At 44.4% G+C, this 21,215-nt stretch carries 20 protein-coding genes, 1 tRNA gene and 1 other RNA gene; 21 read left to right on the top strand and 1 reads right to left on the bottom strand.

The window, feature by feature from the left end; translation table 11 throughout:
- Positions 1-296 precede the first annotated feature (296 nt).
- Positions 297-653: RNase P RNA component class A (gene rnpB / locus ABLA33_RS07845), an RNA gene on the bottom strand.
- A gap of 112 nt (positions 654-765) precedes the next feature.
- Here rnpB and tsaB point away from each other — a divergent pair.
- The 21 genes from tsaB (at position 766) to ABLA33_RS07740 (ending at position 21,149) form a co-directional block, all read left to right on the top strand.
- Positions 766-1,455, top strand: a complete 690-nt coding sequence (gene tsaB, locus ABLA33_RS07840; RefSeq protein ID WP_311489917.1) for a tRNA (adenosine(37)-N6)-threonylcarbamoyltransferase complex dimerization subunit type 1 TsaB — start codon at positions 766-768, stop codon at positions 1,453-1,455.
- Positions 1,456-1,965 (top strand): DUF4290 domain-containing protein, encoded by a 510-nt coding sequence (locus ABLA33_RS07835; protein ID WP_347719887.1) that lies wholly within the window; start codon positions 1,456-1,458, stop codon positions 1,963-1,965. It begins immediately after the preceding gene.
- 17 nt (positions 1,966-1,982) lie between these two features.
- Positions 1,983-3,290, top strand: coding sequence for a UDP-N-acetylglucosamine 1-carboxyvinyltransferase (gene murA / locus ABLA33_RS07830; protein ID WP_347719886.1), 1,308 nt, complete (start codon positions 1,983-1,985; stop codon positions 3,288-3,290).
- The gene (gene rimM / locus ABLA33_RS07825; protein WP_311489914.1) at positions 3,287-3,802 is read left to right on the top strand and encodes a ribosome maturation factor RimM; all 516 of its coding nucleotides are present in this window, start codon (positions 3,287-3,289) and stop codon (positions 3,800-3,802) included. Before murA ends, rimM begins: the two co-directional genes overlap by 4 nt.
- Positions 3,803-3,830: 28 nt before the next feature.
- Positions 3,831-4,982 carry a 1-deoxy-D-xylulose-5-phosphate reductoisomerase gene (locus ABLA33_RS07820; protein ID WP_311489913.1) on the top strand — a complete coding sequence of 384 codons (1,152 nt, stop codon included), beginning with the start codon at positions 3,831-3,833 and terminating at the stop codon, positions 4,980-4,982.
- Between the two features lie 87 nt (positions 4,983-5,069).
- Complete coding sequence (locus ABLA33_RS07815; RefSeq protein WP_347719885.1) at positions 5,070-6,509, top strand: site-2 protease family protein; 1,440 nt, start codon at positions 5,070-5,072, stop codon at positions 6,507-6,509.
- A gap of 678 nt (positions 6,510-7,187) precedes the next feature.
- Complete coding sequence (locus ABLA33_RS07810; RefSeq protein WP_347719884.1) at positions 7,188-8,558, top strand: SLC13 family permease; 1,371 nt, start codon at positions 7,188-7,190, stop codon at positions 8,556-8,558.
- A 22-nt stretch (positions 8,559-8,580) separates the two neighbouring features.
- Positions 8,581-9,558: a 6-phosphofructokinase gene (pfkA, locus tag ABLA33_RS07805; RefSeq protein WP_347719883.1), complete on the top strand. Its 978-nt coding sequence runs from the start codon at positions 8,581-8,583 to the stop codon at positions 9,556-9,558.
- 82 nt (positions 9,559-9,640) lie between these two features.
- Entirely contained in the window at positions 9,641-11,176 is a 1,536-nt protein-coding gene (gene atpD / locus ABLA33_RS07800) for a F0F1 ATP synthase subunit beta (RefSeq protein WP_347719882.1), read from the top strand.
- An 11-nt stretch (positions 11,177-11,187) separates the two neighbouring features.
- On the top strand, positions 11,188-11,433 hold the full coding sequence (locus ABLA33_RS07795; protein WP_347719881.1) for a hypothetical protein: 246 nt from the start codon (positions 11,188-11,190) through the stop codon (positions 11,431-11,433).
- A gap of 28 nt (positions 11,434-11,461) precedes the next feature.
- Complete coding sequence (locus tag ABLA33_RS07790; RefSeq protein ID WP_311489907.1) at positions 11,462-11,866, top strand: hypothetical protein; 405 nt, start codon at positions 11,462-11,464, stop codon at positions 11,864-11,866.
- Complete coding sequence (gene atpB / locus ABLA33_RS07785; RefSeq protein ID WP_347719880.1) at positions 11,863-12,912, top strand: F0F1 ATP synthase subunit A; 1,050 nt, start codon at positions 11,863-11,865, stop codon at positions 12,910-12,912. The genes ABLA33_RS07790 and atpB overlap by 4 nt, the downstream gene beginning before the upstream one ends.
- 32 nt (positions 12,913-12,944) lie before the next feature.
- Positions 12,945-13,196: an ATP synthase F0 subunit C gene (atpE, locus tag ABLA33_RS07780; RefSeq protein WP_311489905.1), complete on the top strand. Its 252-nt coding sequence runs from the start codon at positions 12,945-12,947 to the stop codon at positions 13,194-13,196.
- Positions 13,197-13,221: 25 nt separating this feature from the next.
- Positions 13,222-13,722, top strand: coding sequence for a F0F1 ATP synthase subunit B (atpF, locus tag ABLA33_RS07775; protein ID WP_347719879.1), 501 nt, complete (start codon positions 13,222-13,224; stop codon positions 13,720-13,722).
- A gap of 25 nt (positions 13,723-13,747) precedes the next feature.
- On the top strand, positions 13,748-14,287 hold the full coding sequence (locus ABLA33_RS07770) for a F0F1 ATP synthase subunit delta (protein WP_347719878.1): 540 nt from the start codon (positions 13,748-13,750) through the stop codon (positions 14,285-14,287).
- A gap of 17 nt (positions 14,288-14,304) precedes the next feature.
- Positions 14,305-15,888 (top strand): F0F1 ATP synthase subunit alpha, encoded by a 1,584-nt coding sequence (atpA, locus tag ABLA33_RS07765; RefSeq protein WP_311489902.1) that lies wholly within the window; start codon positions 14,305-14,307, stop codon positions 15,886-15,888.
- 9 nt (positions 15,889-15,897) lie between these two features.
- Positions 15,898-16,764: a F0F1 ATP synthase subunit gamma gene (locus ABLA33_RS07760; protein WP_311489901.1), complete on the top strand. Its 867-nt coding sequence runs from the start codon at positions 15,898-15,900 to the stop codon at positions 16,762-16,764.
- A gap of 541 nt (positions 16,765-17,305) precedes the next feature.
- Positions 17,306-18,385 (top strand): aldose epimerase family protein, encoded by a 1,080-nt coding sequence (locus tag ABLA33_RS07755; RefSeq protein ID WP_347719877.1) that lies wholly within the window; start codon positions 17,306-17,308, stop codon positions 18,383-18,385.
- 33 nt (positions 18,386-18,418) lie between these two features.
- Positions 18,419-19,687: an MFS transporter gene (locus ABLA33_RS07750; protein WP_311489899.1), complete on the top strand. Its 1,269-nt coding sequence runs from the start codon at positions 18,419-18,421 to the stop codon at positions 19,685-19,687.
- An 87-nt stretch (positions 19,688-19,774) separates the two neighbouring features.
- Entirely contained in the window at positions 19,775-20,935 is a 1,161-nt protein-coding gene (gene galK / locus ABLA33_RS07745) for a galactokinase (protein WP_311489898.1), read from the top strand.
- Between the two features lie 140 nt (positions 20,936-21,075).
- Positions 21,076-21,149, top strand: a tRNA-Arg gene (locus tag ABLA33_RS07740).
- Positions 21,150-21,215: the final 66 nt, after the last annotated feature.

The following is a 21,215-nucleotide window of genomic DNA, read 5'->3' as shown; positions in this document are numbered from 1 at the left end:
GAGAAAATAAAATTTGTAGTATAGAAAATAAAATTTCTCCTTGAGAAATTGAAAATAAGTCTTTTTTCGTAATGTTTCAAATTAGCGTTCTTTTCGTTCGCAGGCAAAGAAGTTGGATTTTGAGCGATTCTCGAGGCCGTAGGATGCGAAAAATATTTACAAATAGTAGTTTAGAGAAACCTTGTTTACATCTGTCTGAGTGTGGGATTTATTTTCCACATCAAACTCCTATAGAACATTTGCTTTAGTAAGTTTTCAATCTATGCAAGTTAGATAAATGATTGAAAACAAAAAGAAAAAGCAGTTAAACTATAAGCCGAGTTCTGTCCATTCCAAAGAATGTGCCCGTCATTTATCCTGGCCTATTGTCACCAATAGGCTCTATCGTTCTACCCTCTGGCTCGAGCGGGTCGCCCTCAAGCGCCAGTTTACGCGAACTTTCAGCCTCCGATACGCACAGCCAACATGTCACCACATTGCTGGTGAGCTCTTACCTCACCTTCTCACCCTTACCTCCGAAAGAGGCAGTTATTTTCTTCTACGTTTATTCGCCTTCGCAGACAACTTCCCATTAAGAAGCGGAGCACCCTATGCTGCCCGGACTTTCCTCGTCTAGTCTAAAAAAGACTATCCACGACGGACCATTCAACTGCTTTTTCGGTCAGCAAAATTAAGGAAAATAGAGTGATTAGCCAAAAGCGTTGGGATTTTTCATAGAAAGTTTGTAACTTCGCAGCAAATTTTTGTTCAAAACATAGTAGCTATATGTCTTGCATTCTACATATTGAATCTTCCACACAAGTCTGTTCCGTTGCATTGTCTGAAAATGGGACAAGTATCTATAAAGAATTTGATGGAACAGCTCTCAATCATGCCAAAGTACTTGCTCCAATGGTTCGTGATGCCATCTCGTTTGCCGATAACCATGCAATTCCTCTCGATGCAGTTGCAGTGAGTATGGGGCCAGGCTCTTACACGGGACTGAGAATAGGCGTAAGTGAAGCTAAAGGTATTTGTTATGGCCGCGATCTTCCGCTAATTGCCATTCCTACGTTAGAGTTACTATGCGTTCCTGTTCTGTTATACCACGAGATAGAAGAAAACGCTCTATTGTGCCCTATGATAGATGCTCGACGCATGGAAGTTTATGCAAGTATCTATGATCGTGCGCTTAACACGGTACGCCCTACGGCTGCTGATATAGTGGATGAGAATACCTACAAGGATTTTCTAGATAAGGGCCCTGTTTATTTCTTTGGCAATGGAGCAGAGAAATGTAGAGGTGTCATTCAGCACCCCAATGCACATTTTATTTCGGATATTGTCCCCGATGCAAAAAATATGTTTCCACTTGCTGAAAAGGCATGGGTAAGAAAGAAGTTTGAAGATGTTGCATATTTCGAACCATTTTATTTGAAACAATTTATTGCGACACAACCCAAGAAACTCATCTAAATGAAATACAACACAAACGAAGAGAAATTGATGCTGCCTGAGTACGGCCGACTTATACAGAAGATGGTGGAGCACGCCTGCAACATACAAGACCGCAGAGAGAGGCAAGCGTATGCACAGCGTATTGTACGCATCATGGCTCAACTGAATCCACAGTTGAAGAATATCCCTAATTTTACACATAAACTCTGGGATCATCTTGCCTATATGGCAAAGTATAAATTAGAAATTGACTATCCTGTAGAAATTTGCAAAAGAAAAGAAGGGAGCCGTCCGCAGAAGTTACCGTACCCTCAAGGTTCTATTCGCTATCGTCATTATGGTCGCTTGATTGAAAATGCTATTAAGATTCTCAGTACAGAACCAGACGACGAACAGAGAGAACGCAGGCTTCTGCTTATCGCTAATCGTATGAAACGTAACTTAGCTGCATGGAAAGGTGGCAGTGCTACAGATAATAAGGTGGCTCGCGATCTTGAAACTTACAGTGACGGCAAACTGAGTTTATAACTTTATCCTCATCAATTATGGCATCTTTCATCATTGAAGGCGGTCACCGCCTCAAAGGGGAAATAACTCCTCAAGGAGCTAAGAATGAAGCTCTCGAAGTGATTGCGGCAACGCTGCTTACTGCTGAGTCCGTTAGAATAACTAATATTCCTAACATTCTCGATGTCAACAATCTCATAAGATTGATGAGCGACATGGGATGTTTGATTACAAAGAATGCTCCAGGCGATTTCACCTTTCAAGCAAAAGAACTCAATCTCGAGTATCTTCGTAGCACTGAATTCTTATCGCGCTGCTCTAAATTGCGCGGTTCTGTACTCTTATTAGGACCTCTATTAGCTCGCTATGGTTGGGCAGCTCTTGCGCAACCAGGAGGCGATAAGATAGGGCGTCGTAGACTAGATACACACTTCCTTGGCTTCAAGAAGTTAGGAGCCAAGTTTAGCCACTCTATGAAGCAACAAACTTTTGAGATTAGTGCTGATAAGCTCAAGGGAACCTATATGTTGCTTGATGAAGCCAGTATCACAGGTACAGCCAATATTGTTATGGCTGCTGTTTTAGCAGAAGGAACTACCACAATCTACAACGCAGCATGTGAGCCCTATATTCAGCAACTTTGTAAGATGCTGAACTGCATGGGAGCAAAAATCAGTGGCATTGCCTCTAATTTGCTGACCATAGAAGGCGTAAAAAAACTTCAAGGTACAGAGCATCGCATCTTACCTGATATGATTGAAATCGGCTCCTTTATAGGCATGGCAGCCTTAGCAGGCGATGGACTCACCATCAAGGATGTTGCTTATGAAGAATTGGGTATTATCCCCTATTCTTTCAGCCAATTAGGCATAAAGATGGAGCGTCGTGGTGATGACTTATATATTCCTCGGCAAGACAACTACGAAATTGAGACCTTCATTGATGGTTCTTTTATGACTGTAGCGGATGCACCTTGGCCTGGCTTAACGCCCGACTTGCTAAGCGTTCTTATCGTAGTAGCTACGCAAGCCAAAGGTTCTGTACTCTTTCATCAAAAGATGTTTGAGAGTCGCTTATTCTTTGTCGATAAGCTCATAGAGATGGGAGCACAGATCATCCTCTGCGATCCTCACAGAGCCGTTGTAGTGGGCCATAACAACGCTTTTACTCTTCGAGCTCGCCGCATGACGAGTCCCGATATTCGTGCCGGTATAGCCCTGCTTATTGCAGCTATGAGTGCTGAAGGTACAAGCATTATAGACAATATCGAGCAGATCGACCGCGGATACGAAAACATAGAAGAGCGTCTCAATTCGCTCGGAGCAAATATCAAGCGTACAGAATGATTCGAGAAGAAGACGTTATCTATATAGGTCGTATAACGCGCTATAGAGGCATCATCGGAGAAGTAGAACTTCAATTCACCAATGATGCTTTCGACCGTGGAGAGGCTGAGTACCTTGTGCTCAATCGAGATGGAATATTAGTGCCTTACTTTTGGGAAGAATATCGTTTTAAGAACGATAGTACGCTTATTTTAAAGTTGGTGGACATAGATACTGAAGCAGCAGCAAAGCGACTTGTGGGGGCAGAAGTATTCTACCCAGCAGCAGCTGTCTGCAAAGAAGATGCCGACACTCTCCCTTCCCTTAAAGCACTAGTAGGCTTTAAAGTCAGCGATCAGCAAGGCAGAAGCCTAGGTAGAATTATGGAAGTTGACGACTCTTCTGTTAATATCCTTCTTTCGCTTTCTTCGGGTCATCTAATCCCTTACCACGACGATTTTCTGCTCCACTACGACTTACAAAAGAAAGTTCTTGAGCTCAATTTACCAGAAGGCATACTAGACCTCATTTAATCTACACGACTTATTACAAACACATTATATGAAGAAGATAGCCATTCTCGGCTCTACGGGAAGCATCGGAACACAGGCCTTAGATGTCATTCGACAACACAAAGATCTCTTCGAAGCACATACGCTCACAGCAGGCAGCAATGCTGACCTACTCATACAGCAAGCACGCGAGTTCTCTCCCGATACAGTTGTCATTGCCGATACCGACAAGTACAATCAGGTCAAGGAAGCGTTGGCCGATACCGACATCAAGGTGTATAGCGGTGAGCAAGCCCTCTGCGAAGTGGTAGAGAACGAGAACATAGATATTGTTCTAACGGCAATGGTAGGCTTTGCAGGACTTCGCCCTACTGTCCACGCCATTCAGGCCCACAAGACCATAGCGTTAGCCAACAAGGAGACCCTAGTAGTGGCAGGAGATATCATCACACGCCTTGCATTCGAAAACCAGGCGCCTATTCTCCCCGTTGATAGCGAACATTCGGCCATCTTCCAAGCTCTCGCAGGAGAAGGAAACAATAAGATAGAGAAGATCCTACTCACGGCCAGTGGAGGCCCCTTCCGCAAGCTCAACCTTGAAGAACTACAGACAGTGACAGCAACGCAAGCTCTTCGTCATCCCAACTGGGAGATGGGAGCTAAGATAACTATAGACTCTGCCACAATGATGAACAAAGGCTTTGAGATGATAGAAGCCAAATGGCTTTATAATGTAAAGCCTGCAGATATAGAAATCGTGGTCCAGCCAGAGAGTATCATCCACTCAGCTGTGCAGTTTGAGGACGGCTCTATCATCGCCCAGTTAGGGCTCCCAGACATGCGTCTTCCCATCCAGTACGCCTTCTCCTTCCCTCAACGCCTACCGCTCAACAGTGGACGTCTTAATCTCTTCGAGATACAGACACTCCATTTTGAGAAGGCCAATAAAGAGATGTTCCCCTGCATCCAATTAGCCTATGATGCCTGCCAGCGTGGTGGTAATATACCCTGTATAATGAATGCAGCCAACGAGGTAGTAAATATCGCCTTCAGAGAGGCCAAAATAGGCTTTATGAACATCCCACGCATCATTGCTCAAGCCATGGAGGAAGTCCCCTTTATTGCCACGCCCTCACTAGAAGACTATTTCACAACCGATAGTGAAACACGTCGTTACACACAGCAGCTCATCCAAGAATAATCACACATAGACACAAACAAAAACAAGCAAGTGCTGCCCTTTAGAGGATAAGCACTCATAAACAAGACACTAAACCCACCTTTTTTCATGGAAGTATTTCTCATCAGAGCCCTCCAGCTCATCTTGTGCCTCTCTATTCTCGTATTTCTGCACGAAGGAGGCCACTTCTTAGCAGCTAAACTCTTCAAGATTCGTGTCGAGAAATTTGCTCTCTTCTTCGACCCTTGGTTCAATCTCTTCAGCTTCAAACCCAAGAAGAGCGACACCAGATACGTGCTCGGCTGGTTGCCACTAGGAGGATATGTAAAAATCTCAGGCATGATCGACGAATCGATGGACACAGAACAGATGAAGCAACCTGCTCAACCCTGGGAGTTTCGCGCAAAGCCAGCTTGGCAACGACTCATTGTGATGCTAGCTGGCGTTATCGTCAACTTCATTGTTGCGCTCTTCATCTACGCCATGATTCTCTTCGTATGGGGCGATACCTACGTGCCCATAGAGAACGTAAAGGACGGCTTCAAATTCAACGAGACAGCTCAGCAATATGGCTTTAGAGACGGTGACATCCCCCTTCGCACCAATGAAGTGACTTTCACACGTTTCGACAACACACAAAGCATTGGCAACGTTTACCGTGCCATCAGCGAAGCCACCTCATGCACCGTTCTGCGCAACGGCAAAGAGGTCACACTCACGTTACCAGGAAAGATGAATATGCTCGACATGATGAAACACAAACCACCCTTTATGCTCGAACTGATGCCCAGTGTCATCGATAGCGTAGTGGCAGGTAGTGCAGCGGCTAAAGCAGGCATACAAGCTGGCGACAAAGTGGTAGGCTTCAATGGAAAGAGTATCTCCACCTGGAACGAATTCACATTAGAGAAAACTCTGCTTGCTGAAAAGCTCAACAAGAAAGCAAACGATATGGATCACAGAACGATGCTACAACGCGTCTTCTCCCATGCTCCAGGATGCAGCCCTAAGGACAGTCTTGCCATACGCACAGTTACACTAGCAGTGGCACACAAAGACGGCAGTATCGACACGCTCGAGGCTCAACTCGATGCACAACTCTCTCTCGGAGCCACTTGGACTGCTCCTCGCGAGAAATACGAGAAAACACACATCAACTATAACTTCTTAGCAGCTTTCCCTGCAGGCATAAAGCACGGAATTGGTGTATTTAAAGGCTACATCGATGACTTGAAATACCTCTTCACAAAAGACGGGGCTAAATCTATCGGTTCGTTTGGTGCCATCGGTTCACTCTTCCCAACCACGTGGGATTGGCAACGTTTCTGGGAGCTTACAGCGTTTATATCGCTCATGCTAGCCTTTATGAACGTTCTCCCCATACCGGCCCTTGACGGTGGACATGCGCTCTTTCTCGTGGCAGAAGTTGTCACACGAAGAAAACCCAGTGAGAAATTCATGGAAATGGCAGAGAAGATAGGCATGAGCTTTCTCCTACTGCTGATGGCGTATGCTATCTTCAACGACCTCATCCACTTTGCTTTCTAAGCATTTCCTTATTAAACTACTGATTTCTACTGCCTATCATAGCTCAAATGCCTTCGCATACAGCCATTGATAGGCAGTGTTTTATCTACATATATCACACAGTATTATGAAGTACGTTGCTCCATCAACACTTTCTGAAAATAACACTACTCATCTCCTCCTCAACCACTAGAGACAATGAGAAAAAACAGTAAATCAGAAGAATTGTACGAAATTACATTCTCATCAGTTGCATACCACCATCTTTCAGACCGAACGTTGTAACTAAAGAGGGATTACCGAGTACATCGTAACACCGCGTAGGTTAGTAACCCCAATTGCTTTCCCAAACACAATAGTAATGCCTTCAGCAGGAATACCCACGTGTGGTGCCAGAAGGGCGGCCCCGTGAGAGATATCGCATAGCCTCTACTGCAACTCATATACCTCTTCATTCGTCTACGCTTGCAGTTCCAAATCCAACAAACTTAAGGATAATACCTACATCTTCCAGAGATAGACACTAATTATCAAACACTTATTCACCAACACATAAATATAAACTCTCATATTGATCTCGTTTCTATCAGTGTTATAATAAAAATAAACCTAGGAATTTCTCACATAAGGGAAAAGAAGAAACATGATAAGTACAAAAGAATTATTATATTTGCAGAAATTTGGAAAGAACAATCTTGTATGGGAATCGGAATCCTTACTCTTTTTCTCTTTGGACTACTAGCAATGGCCACTGAAATTTTCCATCACATTAACAAAGCCGCTGTGGCTATATTTATTGGTGTAGTGTGTTGGGTGCTGTACATCTGCTATGGTGCCGATTTTGTACTCTCTCAGCACGAAGCGGAGTTTTCCACTTTTTTCCACGGTGCGTCACTCAATAGCAGCTTAGTGAAAGATTTTATAGCTGAACATGTCTTCTTTAAATATTTTCTCGATGCCGCCTCAGTCATACTCTTCTTGCTAGCCACACTAAGCATTACAGAAGTGCTCGACAATAACGGCTGCTTCGACTTCCTTCATGTATGGCTACGTACACGCTCACCACGTCGTTTTTTGTGGACTGTGGTCGGTCTTACCTTTGTTCTTTCCGCTAACCTCGATAATCTCACCGTGACATGCCTCATGCTTGCCGTGATGCACAGCATAGTAGCCGACGAACGTAGCCGACTGCGCTTTGGTAGTGTTATCGTGGTGGCGGCTAATTGCGGTGGAGCATTCACCGCAATCGGCGATGTGTCGAGCCTAACACTATGGAATCATGGACTTATCACACCTACTCATTACAGCATGATGATGATGCTCCCCTGCATGGTGGCCGTGGGAGTGACAACGTTGCTTGTTCAACAGTCTCTTCCAGCTCATGTCCGTCTGGTACGTTCCATTCCTCCCTACCGTGGTGACGACTCTACTCTTAACCTCTGGCAACGCGCACTGATGCTCTTTGTGGGTATCGGCGGTCTGTGGTTTATTCCTACCTATCACCGCATAACCCACTTGCCCTCATTTAGCGGCGCTTTGTGCGTATTGGGCATATTGTGGATAGTTAACGAGCTCTGCAATCGCAAACTCCTCTCTAGCGGTTTGATGGCAGGTAAACGCAGCCCTATCGCACTACAATACCAGACGCTGCAAAACATACTTCTCTTTGTGGGGTTGACGCTGAGCGTAGGCGCTGTGTGTGAGAGTGGTCTTCTGCCAAGAATCGTCGCTTGGATCACACAGCACGGCAACAACTACTACCTTGTGGGAATAATGGCAGGTGCGGCTTCTATTGTCTTTAACAATGTGGCAATGCTCCTTCTCAATGTAGGTTTCTTCGCCTCCAACACCGCAGCCCCCTTCCAGCCTGATGGTAACTTCTGGCCGTGGCTCAGCTACACTACAGCGATGGGGGGCACTTTCCTTTTTATTGGTACTACAGCTGGCTATGCTCTTCGGAAAATGGAAAATGTAAGCATAACATGGTACGTCAGACATATCTTTGTAAAGGTACTCATGGGTGCAGCAGCAGGCGGCGCAGTGTTTGTTATAACAACACATATCTTTTAACTTAACAAAAAACAAATAAAAAATGGGGAAAATACGTTGTATTGGTATTCTAACCTCGGGTGGCGATGCTCCCGGTATGAACGCTGCCATACGCGCAGTGACGCGCAGTGGCATCAGCAATGGCTATAAAATAAAAGGCATATACCGCGGCTATGAAGGGCTTATCAACGACGATATACAGCTTTTTACAACAGAGAACGTGAGTAGCATCATACAGCGCGGTGGCACAATCCTCCGCACCGCTCGCAGCAAAGAATTTACTACTGCAGAAGGGCGCAAGAAAGCCTATGACACTCTTGTGAAGGAAGGTATAGATGCCCTAGTAGTGATTGGAGGTAATGGCTCATTAACAGGTGCTATGTTATTGGCTGATGAATACGATTTCCCCTGTATTGGACTCCCCGGAACTATCGACAATGACCTCTGGGGTACAGATTCCACTATCGGCTACGACACCACGCTAAACACCATCAAAGAATGTGTAGACAAAATTCGCGATACGGCCACCAGTCATGAGCGTATTTTCTTTGTGGAAGTGATGGGGCGCGATGCTGGTTTCTTGGCACAATACAGTGCAATTGCCGCAGGTGCAGAAGCAGCTATTATACCCGAAGATTCCACCGACTCTGATCAGCTCATCGAATTTATGAAACGCGGTATTCGGAAAAGCAAGAAAAGCTGCATTGTCATTGTAAGTGAGAGCCCAAAGTGTGGAGCCATGTATTATGCTGAACGTGTAAATAAAGAATATCCAGAATTTGATGTACGCGTAAGTATTTTAGGACACCTCCAGCGCGGCGGTAGTCCATCTGCTCATGACCGAATTTTGGCGAGTCTGACAGGCGTAGGCGCCATCCAAGCTATAAAACAAGGCCAACGCAATGTGATGGTAGGTGTACGCAACAATGAGTTAGTTTACGTTCCCTTTGTTGACGCTGTGGGAAAGAAAAAACCTATCGATCGCAACCTGATAAAAGTGCTTGACGAATTAAGCATATAAGAATAAAAGGCTGAAAGAAAATTTCATCTGTTAAGAATTTTATGTATTTTTGCAGTACAAAAAAATCTAATAAAATAAAATAATGAACAATACCCTAATAAACGGACGTATCTCTCAGATTATCGGAGCCGTTGTGGATGTATTCTTCGACACCAAAGGTCGTCCAGCAGCCGAAGTGTTGCCGAAGATCCATGAAGCCCTAGAAGTGACGCATGATGACGGCCGCACAATCGTGCTTGAAGTACAACAGCACATCGGTGAAGACACCGTTCGTACCGTAGCCATGGACAATACCGACGGCTTGCACCGCGGCATGGAAGTTCGCCCACAAGGAAGCCCAATCACAATGCCTACTGGTCCACAGATCAAAGGGCGCATGATGAACGTGACGGGCGAAAGCATTGACGGTCTGCGTGAGGTAACGAAAGAAGGCACCGCCTATCCCATTCACCGCCAAGCACCTAAGTTTGACGAACTCAAAACGAGCTCCGAAATCCTCTATACGGGTATCAAAGTTATTGACTTGTTAGAACCTTACTCAAAAGGTGGAAAGACGGGTCTATTTGGTGGTGCCGGTGTAGGTAAGACTGTGCTTATCATGGAACTTATCAACAACATTGCCAAAGGCCACGACGGTTTCTCAGTCTTTGCCGGTGTTGGTGAACGTACTCGTGAGGGTAACGACTTGCTTAGAGAAATGATCGAGTCGGGCGTTATCAAATATGGTAAAGAATTTACAGATGCCATGGAACACGGCGAGTGGGATCTCTCAAAAGTGGACTACAACGAAGTGGCAAAGAGCCAAGCAACGCTCGTTTATGGTCAGATGAACGAACCTCCTGGTGCGCGTTCCTCTGTAGCTCTCTCAGGACTCTCAATCGCAGAAAGCTTTCGTGATAGCGGTGCAGCAGAAGGTAAGCAAACTGATATTCTCTTCTTTATTGATAACATCTTCCGTTTTACCCAGGCAGGCTCCGAGGTAAGTGCCTTGCTAGGCCGTATGCCCTCTGCCGTTGGTTATCAACCTACATTGGCAAGCGAAATGGGTGCCATGCAAGAGCGTATCACCTCCACAAAAAATGGTTCTATCACCTCTATCCAGGCCGTCTACGTTCCTGCGGACGACTTGACCGACCCCGCACCAGCAACAACATTTACCCACTTGGATGCAACCACCGTATTGAGTCGTAAAATTACAGAGCTGGGTATCTACCCGGCTGTTGATCCTCTGGCATCAACCAGCCGTATTCTTGATCCCAACATCGTCGGTAAAGAACACTATGAGTGTGCAGACCGGGTAAAACATATATTGCAGAAATACAGCGAATTGCAAGATATCATTGCTATTCTCGGTATGGATGAACTTTCAGACGAAGACAAGCTGACGGTGAATCGCGCACGTCGTGTTCAACGCTTCTTGAGCCAACCATTCACAGTAGCAGAGAAGTTTACTGGTGTACCAGGCGTAATGGTTCCTATCGAAGAAGTTATCCGCGGTTTTAATATGATTATTGATGGCGAAGTGGACTATCTCCCCGAACAGGCATTCCTCAATGTCGGTACCATCGATGACGCCATCGAAAAGGGTACGAAGATTCTCGAAAAAGCTAACGCTTAAATAGTATAGTCATGCGTGTAACTATTGTTTCTCCTGAACAAACTCTCTACAAAGACGAAGCCCAAAGCATCGTCGTACCTGGAGGGATGGGAGCCTTCGAGGTACTGGACAACCACGCTCCCATCATCTCCAATCTTACGGAGGGTGTGGTAAGCGTAAGCGGTGCAACACCTTTCCAGCTCCATGTGAAAGGAGGTTTCATCGAGGTGACCCATAACGAGGTATCCATCTGCGTAGAAGTCAATAGCAATAAATAACATAGTAAGAACTCACAAGTCAACTCTTATGCACTTCCTTAAAGTAATAGGCCTTTATGGGTTCATACTCTGTTTCTTAGGCCCAATACTTTTCTTCTTAGAGGTACATTTGAAAGGACCGCAGGCACAGCAACAACTTGCTCCCATTACGCTCGTCAGCATTATGTTCTTTGTCCTGACAGCTTTGGAAATATCTGCAGGAGCATGGCTACACAAAACAAACAGTAAAGCCATCACAGGATACTACCTACTCATGAAAGTCGTACGACTATTGGTGATAGCGATGATTATCATTATCTATGGACTACTCGGCTGCCAAAACGTACTCCTCTTTGCTGTCAATGTCATCGTGTTCTTCTTTGTGACGCTCATCTATACTTCTGCCTACTTCGTGATGGTGGAATATCATAGAAAAAAGACTGATAAGAAATGAAACATTTACGAATCATAGGACTCCTCGTGGGAATGCTTATACTGACCTTTAGTATGACTTCTTGTGCCGTGGATAAAGATAAACCCATCGACATTAAAGAAGCAGTATTGGGACATTTGAGCGACACCTACGACTGGCATATAACAACCTGGGAAGGGCAGCACATCTCATTCCCTCTACTCGTTATCGTGAAGCATCATGAAGGCAACTGGGAAGTATTCTCTTCTGAAAAATTGGAACATGGCGCGACTTATAACGGATTCTACATCGACCATGAACGCCAAGGCAAAATCTTTGAAAAAGGTTTTAATGATCGCCCATGGGATTTCTCTATTACAAAGAACGTAGTACAAATATGGATAAATGTCTTTATCTTACTACTCGTCTTTATTCCTTGTGCTCGCTGGTACAAAAAACATGATTTGCGACAAGGAGCTCCCGATGGCTTTGTGAGCGTAATAGAAGTGCTGGTTATGAGTATAAACAACGATGTTATCAAAGCCAGTATCGGAGAAAAGAATTATAGGCCCTTTGCACCTTATTTGCTTACGGTTTTCTTCTTTATCCTTGTAACAAATCTCATGGGATTGCTACCTATTTTCCCAGGTGGTGCCAATGTCACGGGTAATATAACCATTACCTTCGTGCTAGCATTCCTTACATTCCTAATTACCAACTTCTCAGGTAATAGAGAGTACTGGAAAGAAATCGTCTGGCCAGAAGTGCCCGTGTGGATGAAGTGTCCAGTGCCTCTGATGCCCGTCATTGAGCTATCAGGAATCTTCACAAAGCCCTTCTCCTTGATGATTCGACTCTTTGCTAATATGCTAGCAGGACACGCCATCATCTTGTCCATCACATGCGTTATCTTTGTGACATACCAAGTAAACGCATGGGTAGGAACCTCGCTCTCAGCATTTAGCCTTGTGCTAATTCTCTTCATGAACTGTCTTGAACTATTAGTGGCTTTTATCCAAGCCTACATCTTCACGATGCTGAGCTCCGTTTTCATAGGTTTAGCTCACCCTGAACATCATAAAAAATAATCCAATAAAACAATAATCAAAAAATTACAACTATGTTAACTCTCTTACAGGCAGCTGTAGCTGCAGCAGGTATTGCAAAGTTTGGCGCCGCTATCGGTGCAGGTCTCTCAACCATTGGTGCAGGTATCGGTATCGGTAAAATTGGTGGTAATGCCATGGAAGCTATTGCTCGCCAACCAGAAGCTACTAACGACATCCGTTCAAACATGATTGTTGTAGCAGGTTTGATAGAGGGTGTTGCCCTCTTTGCAGTGGTTGTTTGCGTATTGATTTTCTTCTTGTAAATCACAAATACACGGCGAATTTATTATGCAGAATATGCCATCCATACTGACTCCCGACTTCGGTCTAATGTTCTGGATGCTGCTTGCTTTCTTAGTGGTCTTTGGACTCTTGGCTAAGTTTGGATTTCCAACCATTGTCAAAGCTGTAGAAGATCGCAAGAACTTCATTGATGAATCTCTGAAGAATGCACGCGAAGCCAATGAAAAACTGGCCAATATAAAAGTCGAGAGCGAACAGATCCTGCATGAGGCGCACGAAAAGCAAGCGCAAATCATCAAGGAGGCTATGGCAACTCGCGACAACATCATCAATGAAGCTAAAGGCAAGGCACAAACCGAAGGCCAACAGCTTCTTGAAGATGCTAAAAAGCAAATTGCAGCAGAGAAAGAAAACGCTCTTGCTGATATTCGCTCGCAAGTTGCAGATCTGTCCGTGCAAATCGCCGAGAAAGTGATTCGTCGTCAGCTACAAAGCAACGACGAGCAGGAGCAGTACATCCAACGCATGCTGAACGATGTGAAGTAATCAAGCATACTTAACGCTTTGAATTATGGACATTGGAATTATTTCAACACGCTATGCAAAGACGCTCCTGCGATTTGCAACCGACAATAAAGAAGAAGACCGTGTGTATCAGGAAATGACCACACTAGCGGCAGCATTTCAAAAAGTCCCTGAACTTTTGCAGACTCTCACCAACCCCGTATTAGACAATGCAAAAAAATCAGAACTTCTTATATGCGCAGCTTGTGGTATTTCTGAAGTCAGCTATTCTACAAACCGCTTCGTAGACCTCATCGTCCGCAACCACAGGGCTTCGATGATTCATTTCATCGCTCTAACTTTCTGTTCTCTGTATTTAAAGAGCAAAGGTATCATTCGCGGCATCCTGACAGTTCCCGTCAGCGTGAGTGCATCTACTAGTCAAAAACTAAGACAAATGGTAGAAACACGAACGAAAAGTAATGTGGAATTTACAGTCAATGTAGATCCAAAAATTGAAGGCGGCTTCATTCTACAATATGATACATATCGTCTAGACGCCAGTCTACGCACACAGTTGCTGCAACTCCGGCGCAGTTTAAGTTAATACAGTAATTATCTATCATGCCAAATAATATCAAACCCAGCGAAGTATCTGACGTCCTACTGCAACAACTACAGGCTGTCAATACAAATATACAGTTTGAAGAGGTCGGCACAGTCCTTACCATTGGTGATGGTGTTGCCCGTATCTACGGACTTACCAACGTTACCGAGAATGAGTTGATTGAATTCGAGAATGGTGTTATGGCCGTGGCTATGAACCTCGAAGAGGATAACGTCGGCGCAGTGCTTCTTGGTCCCTCTGAAGGCATCAAGGAAGGACAGAGCGTAAAGCGTACAGGACGTGTAGCCTCTATCGAAGTAAGCAACGATATGCTGGGACGTGTTATCAATCCTCTTGGACAACCGCTAGATGGCGGTAGCGAAATTGGTGGCGAAAAGTTTCTAATGCCTCTGGACCGCAAGGCTCCAGGCGTTATCTATCGCCAACCTGTCAATCAAGCACTCCAAACAGGTCTTAAAGCTGTCGACTCCATGATTCCAATTGGACGTGGACAACGCGAGCTTATTATCGGTGACCGCCAAACAGGAAAAACAGCCATCGCCATAGATACAATTATCAATCAGAAGGAGAACTATGAAAATGGCGACCCTGTTTATTGTATCTATGTAGCCATTGGTCAGAAAGCCTCTACCGTAGCTTCAACCGTAAATACGCTGAAGAAGTTCGGCGCTATGCCCTACACCATTGTAGTTAGTGCTACTGCCAGCGAGCCTGCAGCACTTCAGTATTTTGCCCCCTTTGCAGGTGCAGCCATTGGAGAATACTTCCGCGATCGCGGTCTGCACGCTTTGGTTGTTTATGATGACCTTTCAAAGCAAGCTGTTGCCTATCGTGAGGTTTCGTTGATTCTTCGCCGCCCTTCTGGGCGTGAAGCCTATCCAGGTGATGTCTTCTATCTCCATTCACGCCTACTTGAGCGCGCAGCAAAAATCAATGCCCAGAATGAAGTCGCACAGCAAATGAACGACCTTCCTGCTTCGATGAAAAGTCACGTTAAAGGTGGTGGTTCACTCACAGCGTTACCTATCATTGAAACACAAGCCGGCGACGTTTCTGCTTACATTCCCACCAATGTTATCTCTATTACAGATGGTCAGATCTATCTAGATACGAACCTTTTCAACCGTGGACAGCGTCCTGCTATTGATGTAGGTATCTCTGTGAGCCGTGTAGGTGGATCAGCTCAAATCAAGAGTATGAAGAAAGTGGCTGGTACGTTGAAGATAGACCAAGCTCAGTACAGAGAACTGGAAAGCTTCGCTAAATTTTCTAGCGATATGGACGCTGTAACGGCAATGACTATTGATCGCGGACGTAAGAACAACGAATTGCTGATTCAAAAACAATATAGCCCTATGGCTGTAGAAGAGCAAGTAGCTATCCTTTACTGCGGTACACAAGGCTTGCTGAAGAACGTACCTGTGGAGAACGTGCAGGAATTCCAAGACAACTTCCTTCAAATTATGCGCAGCAATTATAAAGAGACCGTTCTTGAACCACTTGCTGCAGGAAACTTGACTGAAGGTGTAACTGCAACGATTGAAAAAGTTGCTGCTGATATTGCTGCACAATATAAATAATTATAGCCTATGCCTTCGCTAAAGGAAGTAAAAAATCGAATATCATCCGTCAATTCAACGCGAAAGATTACGAGCGCAATGAAGATGGTAGCAAGTGCCAAACTACATGGTGCTCAAAAAGCCATTGAGAGTATGCGTCCATATGAATCGCTGCTGAATCGGATTATGGCTACTTTCGTCAGTTCGATGGAAGGCGAAATCAACTCACCCTTCTCCGCTGAGCGCGAAGTGAAACGTGTAGCTATTGTTGTCTATAGCTCCAATACAAGCCTTTGTGGAGCATTCAATGGCAATGTCATCAAAGAACTGACACGTATTGTTGAAGAATATCGTAATAAGGACGTAGAGATTGCTGCCATCTATCCTTTTGGAAAAAAAGGAGCAGATGCTGCTCGCAAACTAGGATTCAAAGTTACTGACTACGACTCTATCGTGGAGCATCCCGCTTATGTGCCAGCAGCCGAAGTAGCAGCAGATCTCATGCAAAAATTTGCAGCAGAGGAAATTGATCACGTTGAGATGATTTACCATCACTTCCACAGTGTTGGTAAGCAAATTCTTACACAAGAAACATTCCTCCCTGTAAAGCTTGAAGCCAACACTGAAGAAGTCTCTGGTACTCATTTAGACTACATTGTCGAACCATCTCAAGAGACACTTATTTCAGAGTTAATCCCTAAGGCTCTCCATCTGAAGTTATACACAGCTCTTTTGGATAGTCTCGCCTCAGAGCATGCAGCCCGCGTTATAGCTATGCAAGTTGCAACAGACAATGCAGACGAACTTCTTCGAGAACTCACATTGCAATACAATAAGTCACGTCAATATGCCATCACAGCAGAACTGCTCGACATAGTCGGTGGCAGTATGCAATAAAAAAACAACATACACTCTTTCCCCCCCAAAGCGCATCTAATAACATTTAGATGCGTTTTTTCTTTTTCTTGTAAGTCTACTAAAATGCAGAAAATAGTCCATTTTTCACCTATGCAGCAAACTCCTTCTTTTATAGATATCACACCTATCTTGCTGTCAACTGAACAAACTATAGCTCATTTGCCATTTATCCATAAATATCTTTATTCTGTCAACTGACGCAATAAGCCAACTGATATATATCCGTATTGTATTTCAGAACGCAATAAGGATATATGACACAAGAGATAACATATACCATAACAGCAAAGAGAATTCATATTACAAAGACACACAGAGGAGGCTTGAAACATAGGACTACGATGGCTATTTTTAATATTTTTCTATATTTTGCAAAACGGCCAAGTTTTATGAGTATTTTTATTTGCACAAATCAAATGTTATTTGCAAATTTGCGTGTAAATGATATCTGCATTTAGCAAAGAATACTCAAACATATACATAATAACAAAAGAAAAAGAAACTCTAAACATATAACGATATGGAAAACAAAGCAAGTCTATCTGGACTCCGTAGAGAGGACTTCCAAAAGAAAGTTCAAGGTAAAGATGTAGACCTCTTCTTCCTTCGCAATGAAAATGGAATGGAAGTAGCCATTACAAACTATGGAGGATCTTTAGTAGCCATCATGGTGCCTGACAAGAATGGAAATTTTGCAAATGTAATACAAGGTCACGACAACATTGACGATTGTGTTTCCTCACCCGAACCCTTCCTTTCAACACTGGTAGGACGCTATGGCAATCGCATTGCAAAAGGTCGCTTCACACTCAACAACAAAGAATACCAGTTAGCGATTAATAATGGTCCTAATCACCTCCACGGAGGTCCCACTGGTTTTCATGCCCGCGTCTGGGATGCAGAACAAATCAACAACCACACATTAGTGCTTCGCTATGTATCTGCCTACTATCAAGAAGGATTCCCCGGAGAGCTCTCTATGACAGTGATGTACACACTGAACAATGACAACGAGTTGCTCATCGACTATAAGGGCACTACCAATAAGAAAACTATCGTCAATATGACGAGCCATGGCTTTTTCTCTCTTGCGGGTATAGCCAACCCCACCCCATCTGCAATGGATATTATCTGCCAAATAAATGCAGATTTCTATCTACCTATCGATGACACTTCTATTCCTACAGGCGAAATTCTCAAGGTTGAAGGCACACCTTTCGACTTTAGAGCCCCACACGCTGTTGGCGAACGAATTGATGCAGATCATGAACAGATAAAGAATGGTGCAGGTTACGATCACTGCTATGTGCTCAATAAACGCGAACCAGGTGAACTCTCGTTTGCAGCAAAAATAACAGAGCCTAAGAGCGGAAGAACCATGGAAGTATATACCACCGAACCAGGTGTACAATTCTATAGTGACAACTGGGCAGATGGCTACAAGGGACAACATGGAGCTACGTTTGGCCGACGCAGCGCACTCTGCTTTGAAGCACAACACTTCCCCGATAGTCCAAATCATCCCTATTTCCCCAGCGTTGTCTTGAAACCAGGGCAAGTCTACACACAGAAAACGATCTATAAGTTCGGAACAATTTAATTCTAACAATAACAAAAACAAACTACAAACTTTATGAATCAACAAAAGAAACAATGGGGCGCCATATTCGTTATGATTGCCTTGTTTGCCATGATTGCATTCGTGACTAACCTTTGCACACCGATGGCAACTATCATTAAGCATCAAGGTACGATTTCTAATGTACTTGCCCAGATTGGTAACTATGGCAACTTTGTTGCTTATTTAGTTATGGGAATTCCCTCTGGTATGCTCATCGCTAAATTCGGTTACAAGAAAACGGCGCTCATCGGTCTTGCAGTAGGTATCGTTGGTATCTTAATTCAGTGGTTCAGCGGTCAACTTAACGTTGAGGAGAATCTTGGCCTCGTATTTGGCGTATACCTTGTTGGTGCATTCATTGCAGGTTTCTGTATGTGTATCCTCAATTGCGTTGTAAACCCCATGTTGAACCTCCTTGGTGGCGGCGGTAACTCAGGCAACCAACTCATCCAAATTGGTGGCGTATTTAATAGCGCTGCTGCCGTTGCTTGTTACATCCTCATGGGGGCACTCATTGGCGATGCCGCAAAGGCAAAGATATCTCATGCGACCCCAGCTCTTTTGATTGCCCTCGGAATCTTTGTCGTGGCATTTATTGTTATCTCGTTTACAAAAATTGAAGAACCCGAACAAGCTCCTGTTGAAGTAGGATTAGTAAAAGGCGCATTGAGCTATCGTCATTTCGCCCTCGGTGCTTTGGCTATCTTTCTCTACATGGGTATTGAAGTTGGCGTACCTAACTTTGTACAGCAGTATCTCACTAATGAGAAAGGCATTCCTGCAGCAACAGTAGGTATGATTGTAGCAGTGTATTGGTTCATGATGCTTATCGGTCGTTTTGTTGGTGCATCCATTGGTGGCAAAGTCAGCAGCCGTGCTATGATTACAACCGTTTCTATAGCCACTCTTGTCCTCGTACTCTTCGGTATGTTTGCACCGCAAACTCCAGTAAGCTTCCCAGGTGTTGACTGGGGCACACTCACAGTGGTATGGCAAGACATCCCCATGGGGGTTTTCGCATTCCTACTCGTAGGTCTCTGCACCTCAGTTATGTGGGGTGGCATCTTCAACATGGCTGTTGAAGGCCTCGGCAAGTACACAGCCATTGCTTCAGGTATCTTCATGACAATGGTTTTTGGTTGCGCAGTGATGATGTTCATCCAAGCTACTGTTGCTGACGCTGTAGGCTACATCCAGAGCTACTGGGTAGTTGTGTTCTGTGCAGCTTATATCCTCTTCTACGCATTGATAGGTAGCCGAGTTTCAAAACAAGCAAAATAATTACATTTCATATCACCTAAACACAGATTGCGCCACACCCTAAACACGCTGCAGGCGCAATCCTAAACCTATAAAACAATTACAACCATGCACTTAACAGTTGAAGATGTAAGAAGTCGTTTCTTGAAGCACTTCGATGGCACTCCGGGTTCTGTATATGCTTCTCCCGGTCGTATCAATATCATTGGTGAACACACCGACTATAACGGCGGATTCGTATTCCCTGGTGCCGTAAAACAAGGTATCATTGCTGAAATCAAACCTAACGGAACACGCAAAGTCCGCGCTTATTCTATTGACTTGAAAGATTATGCTGAATTCTCTCTCGACGATGAAAAAGGTCCAACAGCAACTCATTTCCGCTTCATTTTCGGAATCTGCCGTGAGATGATGAAACTCGGAGTTCCTGTAGAAGGTTTCAATACCGCCTTTGCCGGTGATGTGCCTCTCGGTGCAGGTATGTCCTCCTCTGCTGCCCTTGAGAGTTGCTTTGCTTTCGCCTTGAACGATTTGTTTGGCGACAACAAAATTGAGAAATTCCAACTCGCACTTGCAGGTCAGGCAACAGAGCATAACTACATTGGCTGCAACTGCGGCATTATGGATCAGTTTGCTTCAGTATTTGGTAAGGCAGGTCACATCATGCGCCTTGACTGCCGCTCACTCCAGTACAAGTACTTCCCATTTGATCCGAAGGGCTACAAACTCGTTCTGCTCAACTCTCTTGTAAAACATGAGTTGGCATCTAGCGCCTACAACGATCGTCGCAAGAGCTGCGAAAATGTTGTAGCTGCAATTAAGAAGTACCACCCCAATGTAGAAACTCTCCGTGATGCAGATTACGACATGCTCGAACAAGTTCGCGGTGAAGTGAGTGCTGAAGATGCACTTCGCGCTAAATATGTTATCGGTGAGAAATATCGCGTCATGGAAGTAAGTGTTGCTCTCGAAGAAGGCGATTACGAAGAAGTAGGTCGTAAGATGTACGACACACACCATGGCTTGAGCAAAGAATACGAAGTTTCTTGCCCTGAGCTTGACTTCTTAAATGAAGTTGCTAAATCTTGTGGTGTAACAGGATCTCGCGTTATGGGCGGTGGTTTTGGTGGTTGCACCATCAACCTTGTTCGTGAAGAACTCTACGACAACTTCATTACAACAGCTAAGAATGCTTACAAGGAAAAATTTGGCAAAGAGCCTGTAGTCATCGATGTAGTTATTGGTGATGGTTCTCGTAAGCTTTGCTAAAATTAGCAACTCTATTTATCATTTTCCCCTCAAGCCCATGTTTGAGGGGATTTTTATTACGTTTTTTTCAAAAAAAAGTGCAATGGCTTTGCTAATAAGAAAAATGTTTATACTTTTGCACTCGCAAACGAAAAGAAAACGGTTCGCTAGCTCAACTGAATAGAGCATCTGACTACGGATCAGAAGGTTATAGGTTTGAATCCTATGCGAATCACTACTTTCGGCTCGCTAGCTCAACTGAATAGAGCATCTGACTACGGATCAGAAGGTTATAGGTTTG

This window comes from uncultured Alloprevotella sp. (assembly GCF_963536905.1).
In the GTDB taxonomy this organism is placed as follows: domain Bacteria; phylum Bacteroidota; class Bacteroidia; order Bacteroidales; family Bacteroidaceae; genus Alloprevotella.
Note: the sequence above shows the minus strand (reverse complement) of the source record. Positions and strands in the feature narration are given on the sequence as shown.

Excerpts from the sequence above, each read along its gene's own strand:
- ABLA33_RS07835 (WP_347719887.1), top strand. The coding sequence starts at position 1,456 with ATGAAATACAACACAAACGAAGAGAAATTGATGCTGCCTGAGTACGGC.
- ABLA33_RS07790 (WP_311489907.1), top strand. The coding sequence starts at position 11,462 with ATGCACTTCCTTAAAGTAATAGGCCTTTATGGGTTCATACTCTGTTTC.
- ABLA33_RS07795 (WP_347719881.1), top strand. The coding sequence starts at position 11,188 with ATGCGTGTAACTATTGTTTCTCCTGAACAAACTCTCTACAAAGACGAA.
- ABLA33_RS07770 (WP_347719878.1), top strand. The coding sequence starts at position 13,748 with ATGGACATTGGAATTATTTCAACACGCTATGCAAAGACGCTCCTGCGA.
- ABLA33_RS07750 (WP_311489899.1), top strand. The coding sequence starts at position 18,419 with ATGAATCAACAAAAGAAACAATGGGGCGCCATATTCGTTATGATTGCC.
- galK (WP_311489898.1), top strand. The coding sequence starts at position 19,775 with ATGCACTTAACAGTTGAAGATGTAAGAAGTCGTTTCTTGAAGCACTTC.
- rimM (WP_311489914.1), top strand. The coding sequence starts at position 3,287 with ATGATTCGAGAAGAAGACGTTATCTATATAGGTCGTATAACGCGCTAT.
- murA (WP_347719886.1), top strand. The coding sequence starts at position 1,983 with ATGGCATCTTTCATCATTGAAGGCGGTCACCGCCTCAAAGGGGAAATA.
- ABLA33_RS07755 (WP_347719877.1), top strand. The coding sequence starts at position 17,306 with ATGGAAAACAAAGCAAGTCTATCTGGACTCCGTAGAGAGGACTTCCAA.
- atpD (WP_347719882.1), top strand. The coding sequence starts at position 9,641 with ATGAACAATACCCTAATAAACGGACGTATCTCTCAGATTATCGGAGCC.
- ABLA33_RS07820 (WP_311489913.1), top strand. The coding sequence starts at position 3,831 with ATGAAGAAGATAGCCATTCTCGGCTCTACGGGAAGCATCGGAACACAG.
- atpA (WP_311489902.1), top strand. The coding sequence starts at position 14,305 with ATGCCAAATAATATCAAACCCAGCGAAGTATCTGACGTCCTACTGCAA.
- ABLA33_RS07815 (WP_347719885.1), top strand. The coding sequence starts at position 5,070 with ATGGAAGTATTTCTCATCAGAGCCCTCCAGCTCATCTTGTGCCTCTCT.
- pfkA (WP_347719883.1), top strand. The coding sequence starts at position 8,581 with ATGGGGAAAATACGTTGTATTGGTATTCTAACCTCGGGTGGCGATGCT.
- atpB (WP_347719880.1), top strand. The coding sequence starts at position 11,863 with ATGAAACATTTACGAATCATAGGACTCCTCGTGGGAATGCTTATACTG.
- tsaB (WP_311489917.1), top strand. The coding sequence starts at position 766 with ATGTCTTGCATTCTACATATTGAATCTTCCACACAAGTCTGTTCCGTT.
- ABLA33_RS07760 (WP_311489901.1), top strand. The coding sequence starts at position 15,898 with ATGCCTTCGCTAAAGGAAGTAAAAAATCGAATATCATCCGTCAATTCA.
- atpF (WP_347719879.1), top strand. The coding sequence starts at position 13,222 with ATGCAGAATATGCCATCCATACTGACTCCCGACTTCGGTCTAATGTTC.
- ABLA33_RS07810 (WP_347719884.1), top strand. The coding sequence starts at position 7,188 with ATGGGAATCGGAATCCTTACTCTTTTTCTCTTTGGACTACTAGCAATG.
- atpE (WP_311489905.1), top strand. The coding sequence starts at position 12,945 with ATGTTAACTCTCTTACAGGCAGCTGTAGCTGCAGCAGGTATTGCAAAG.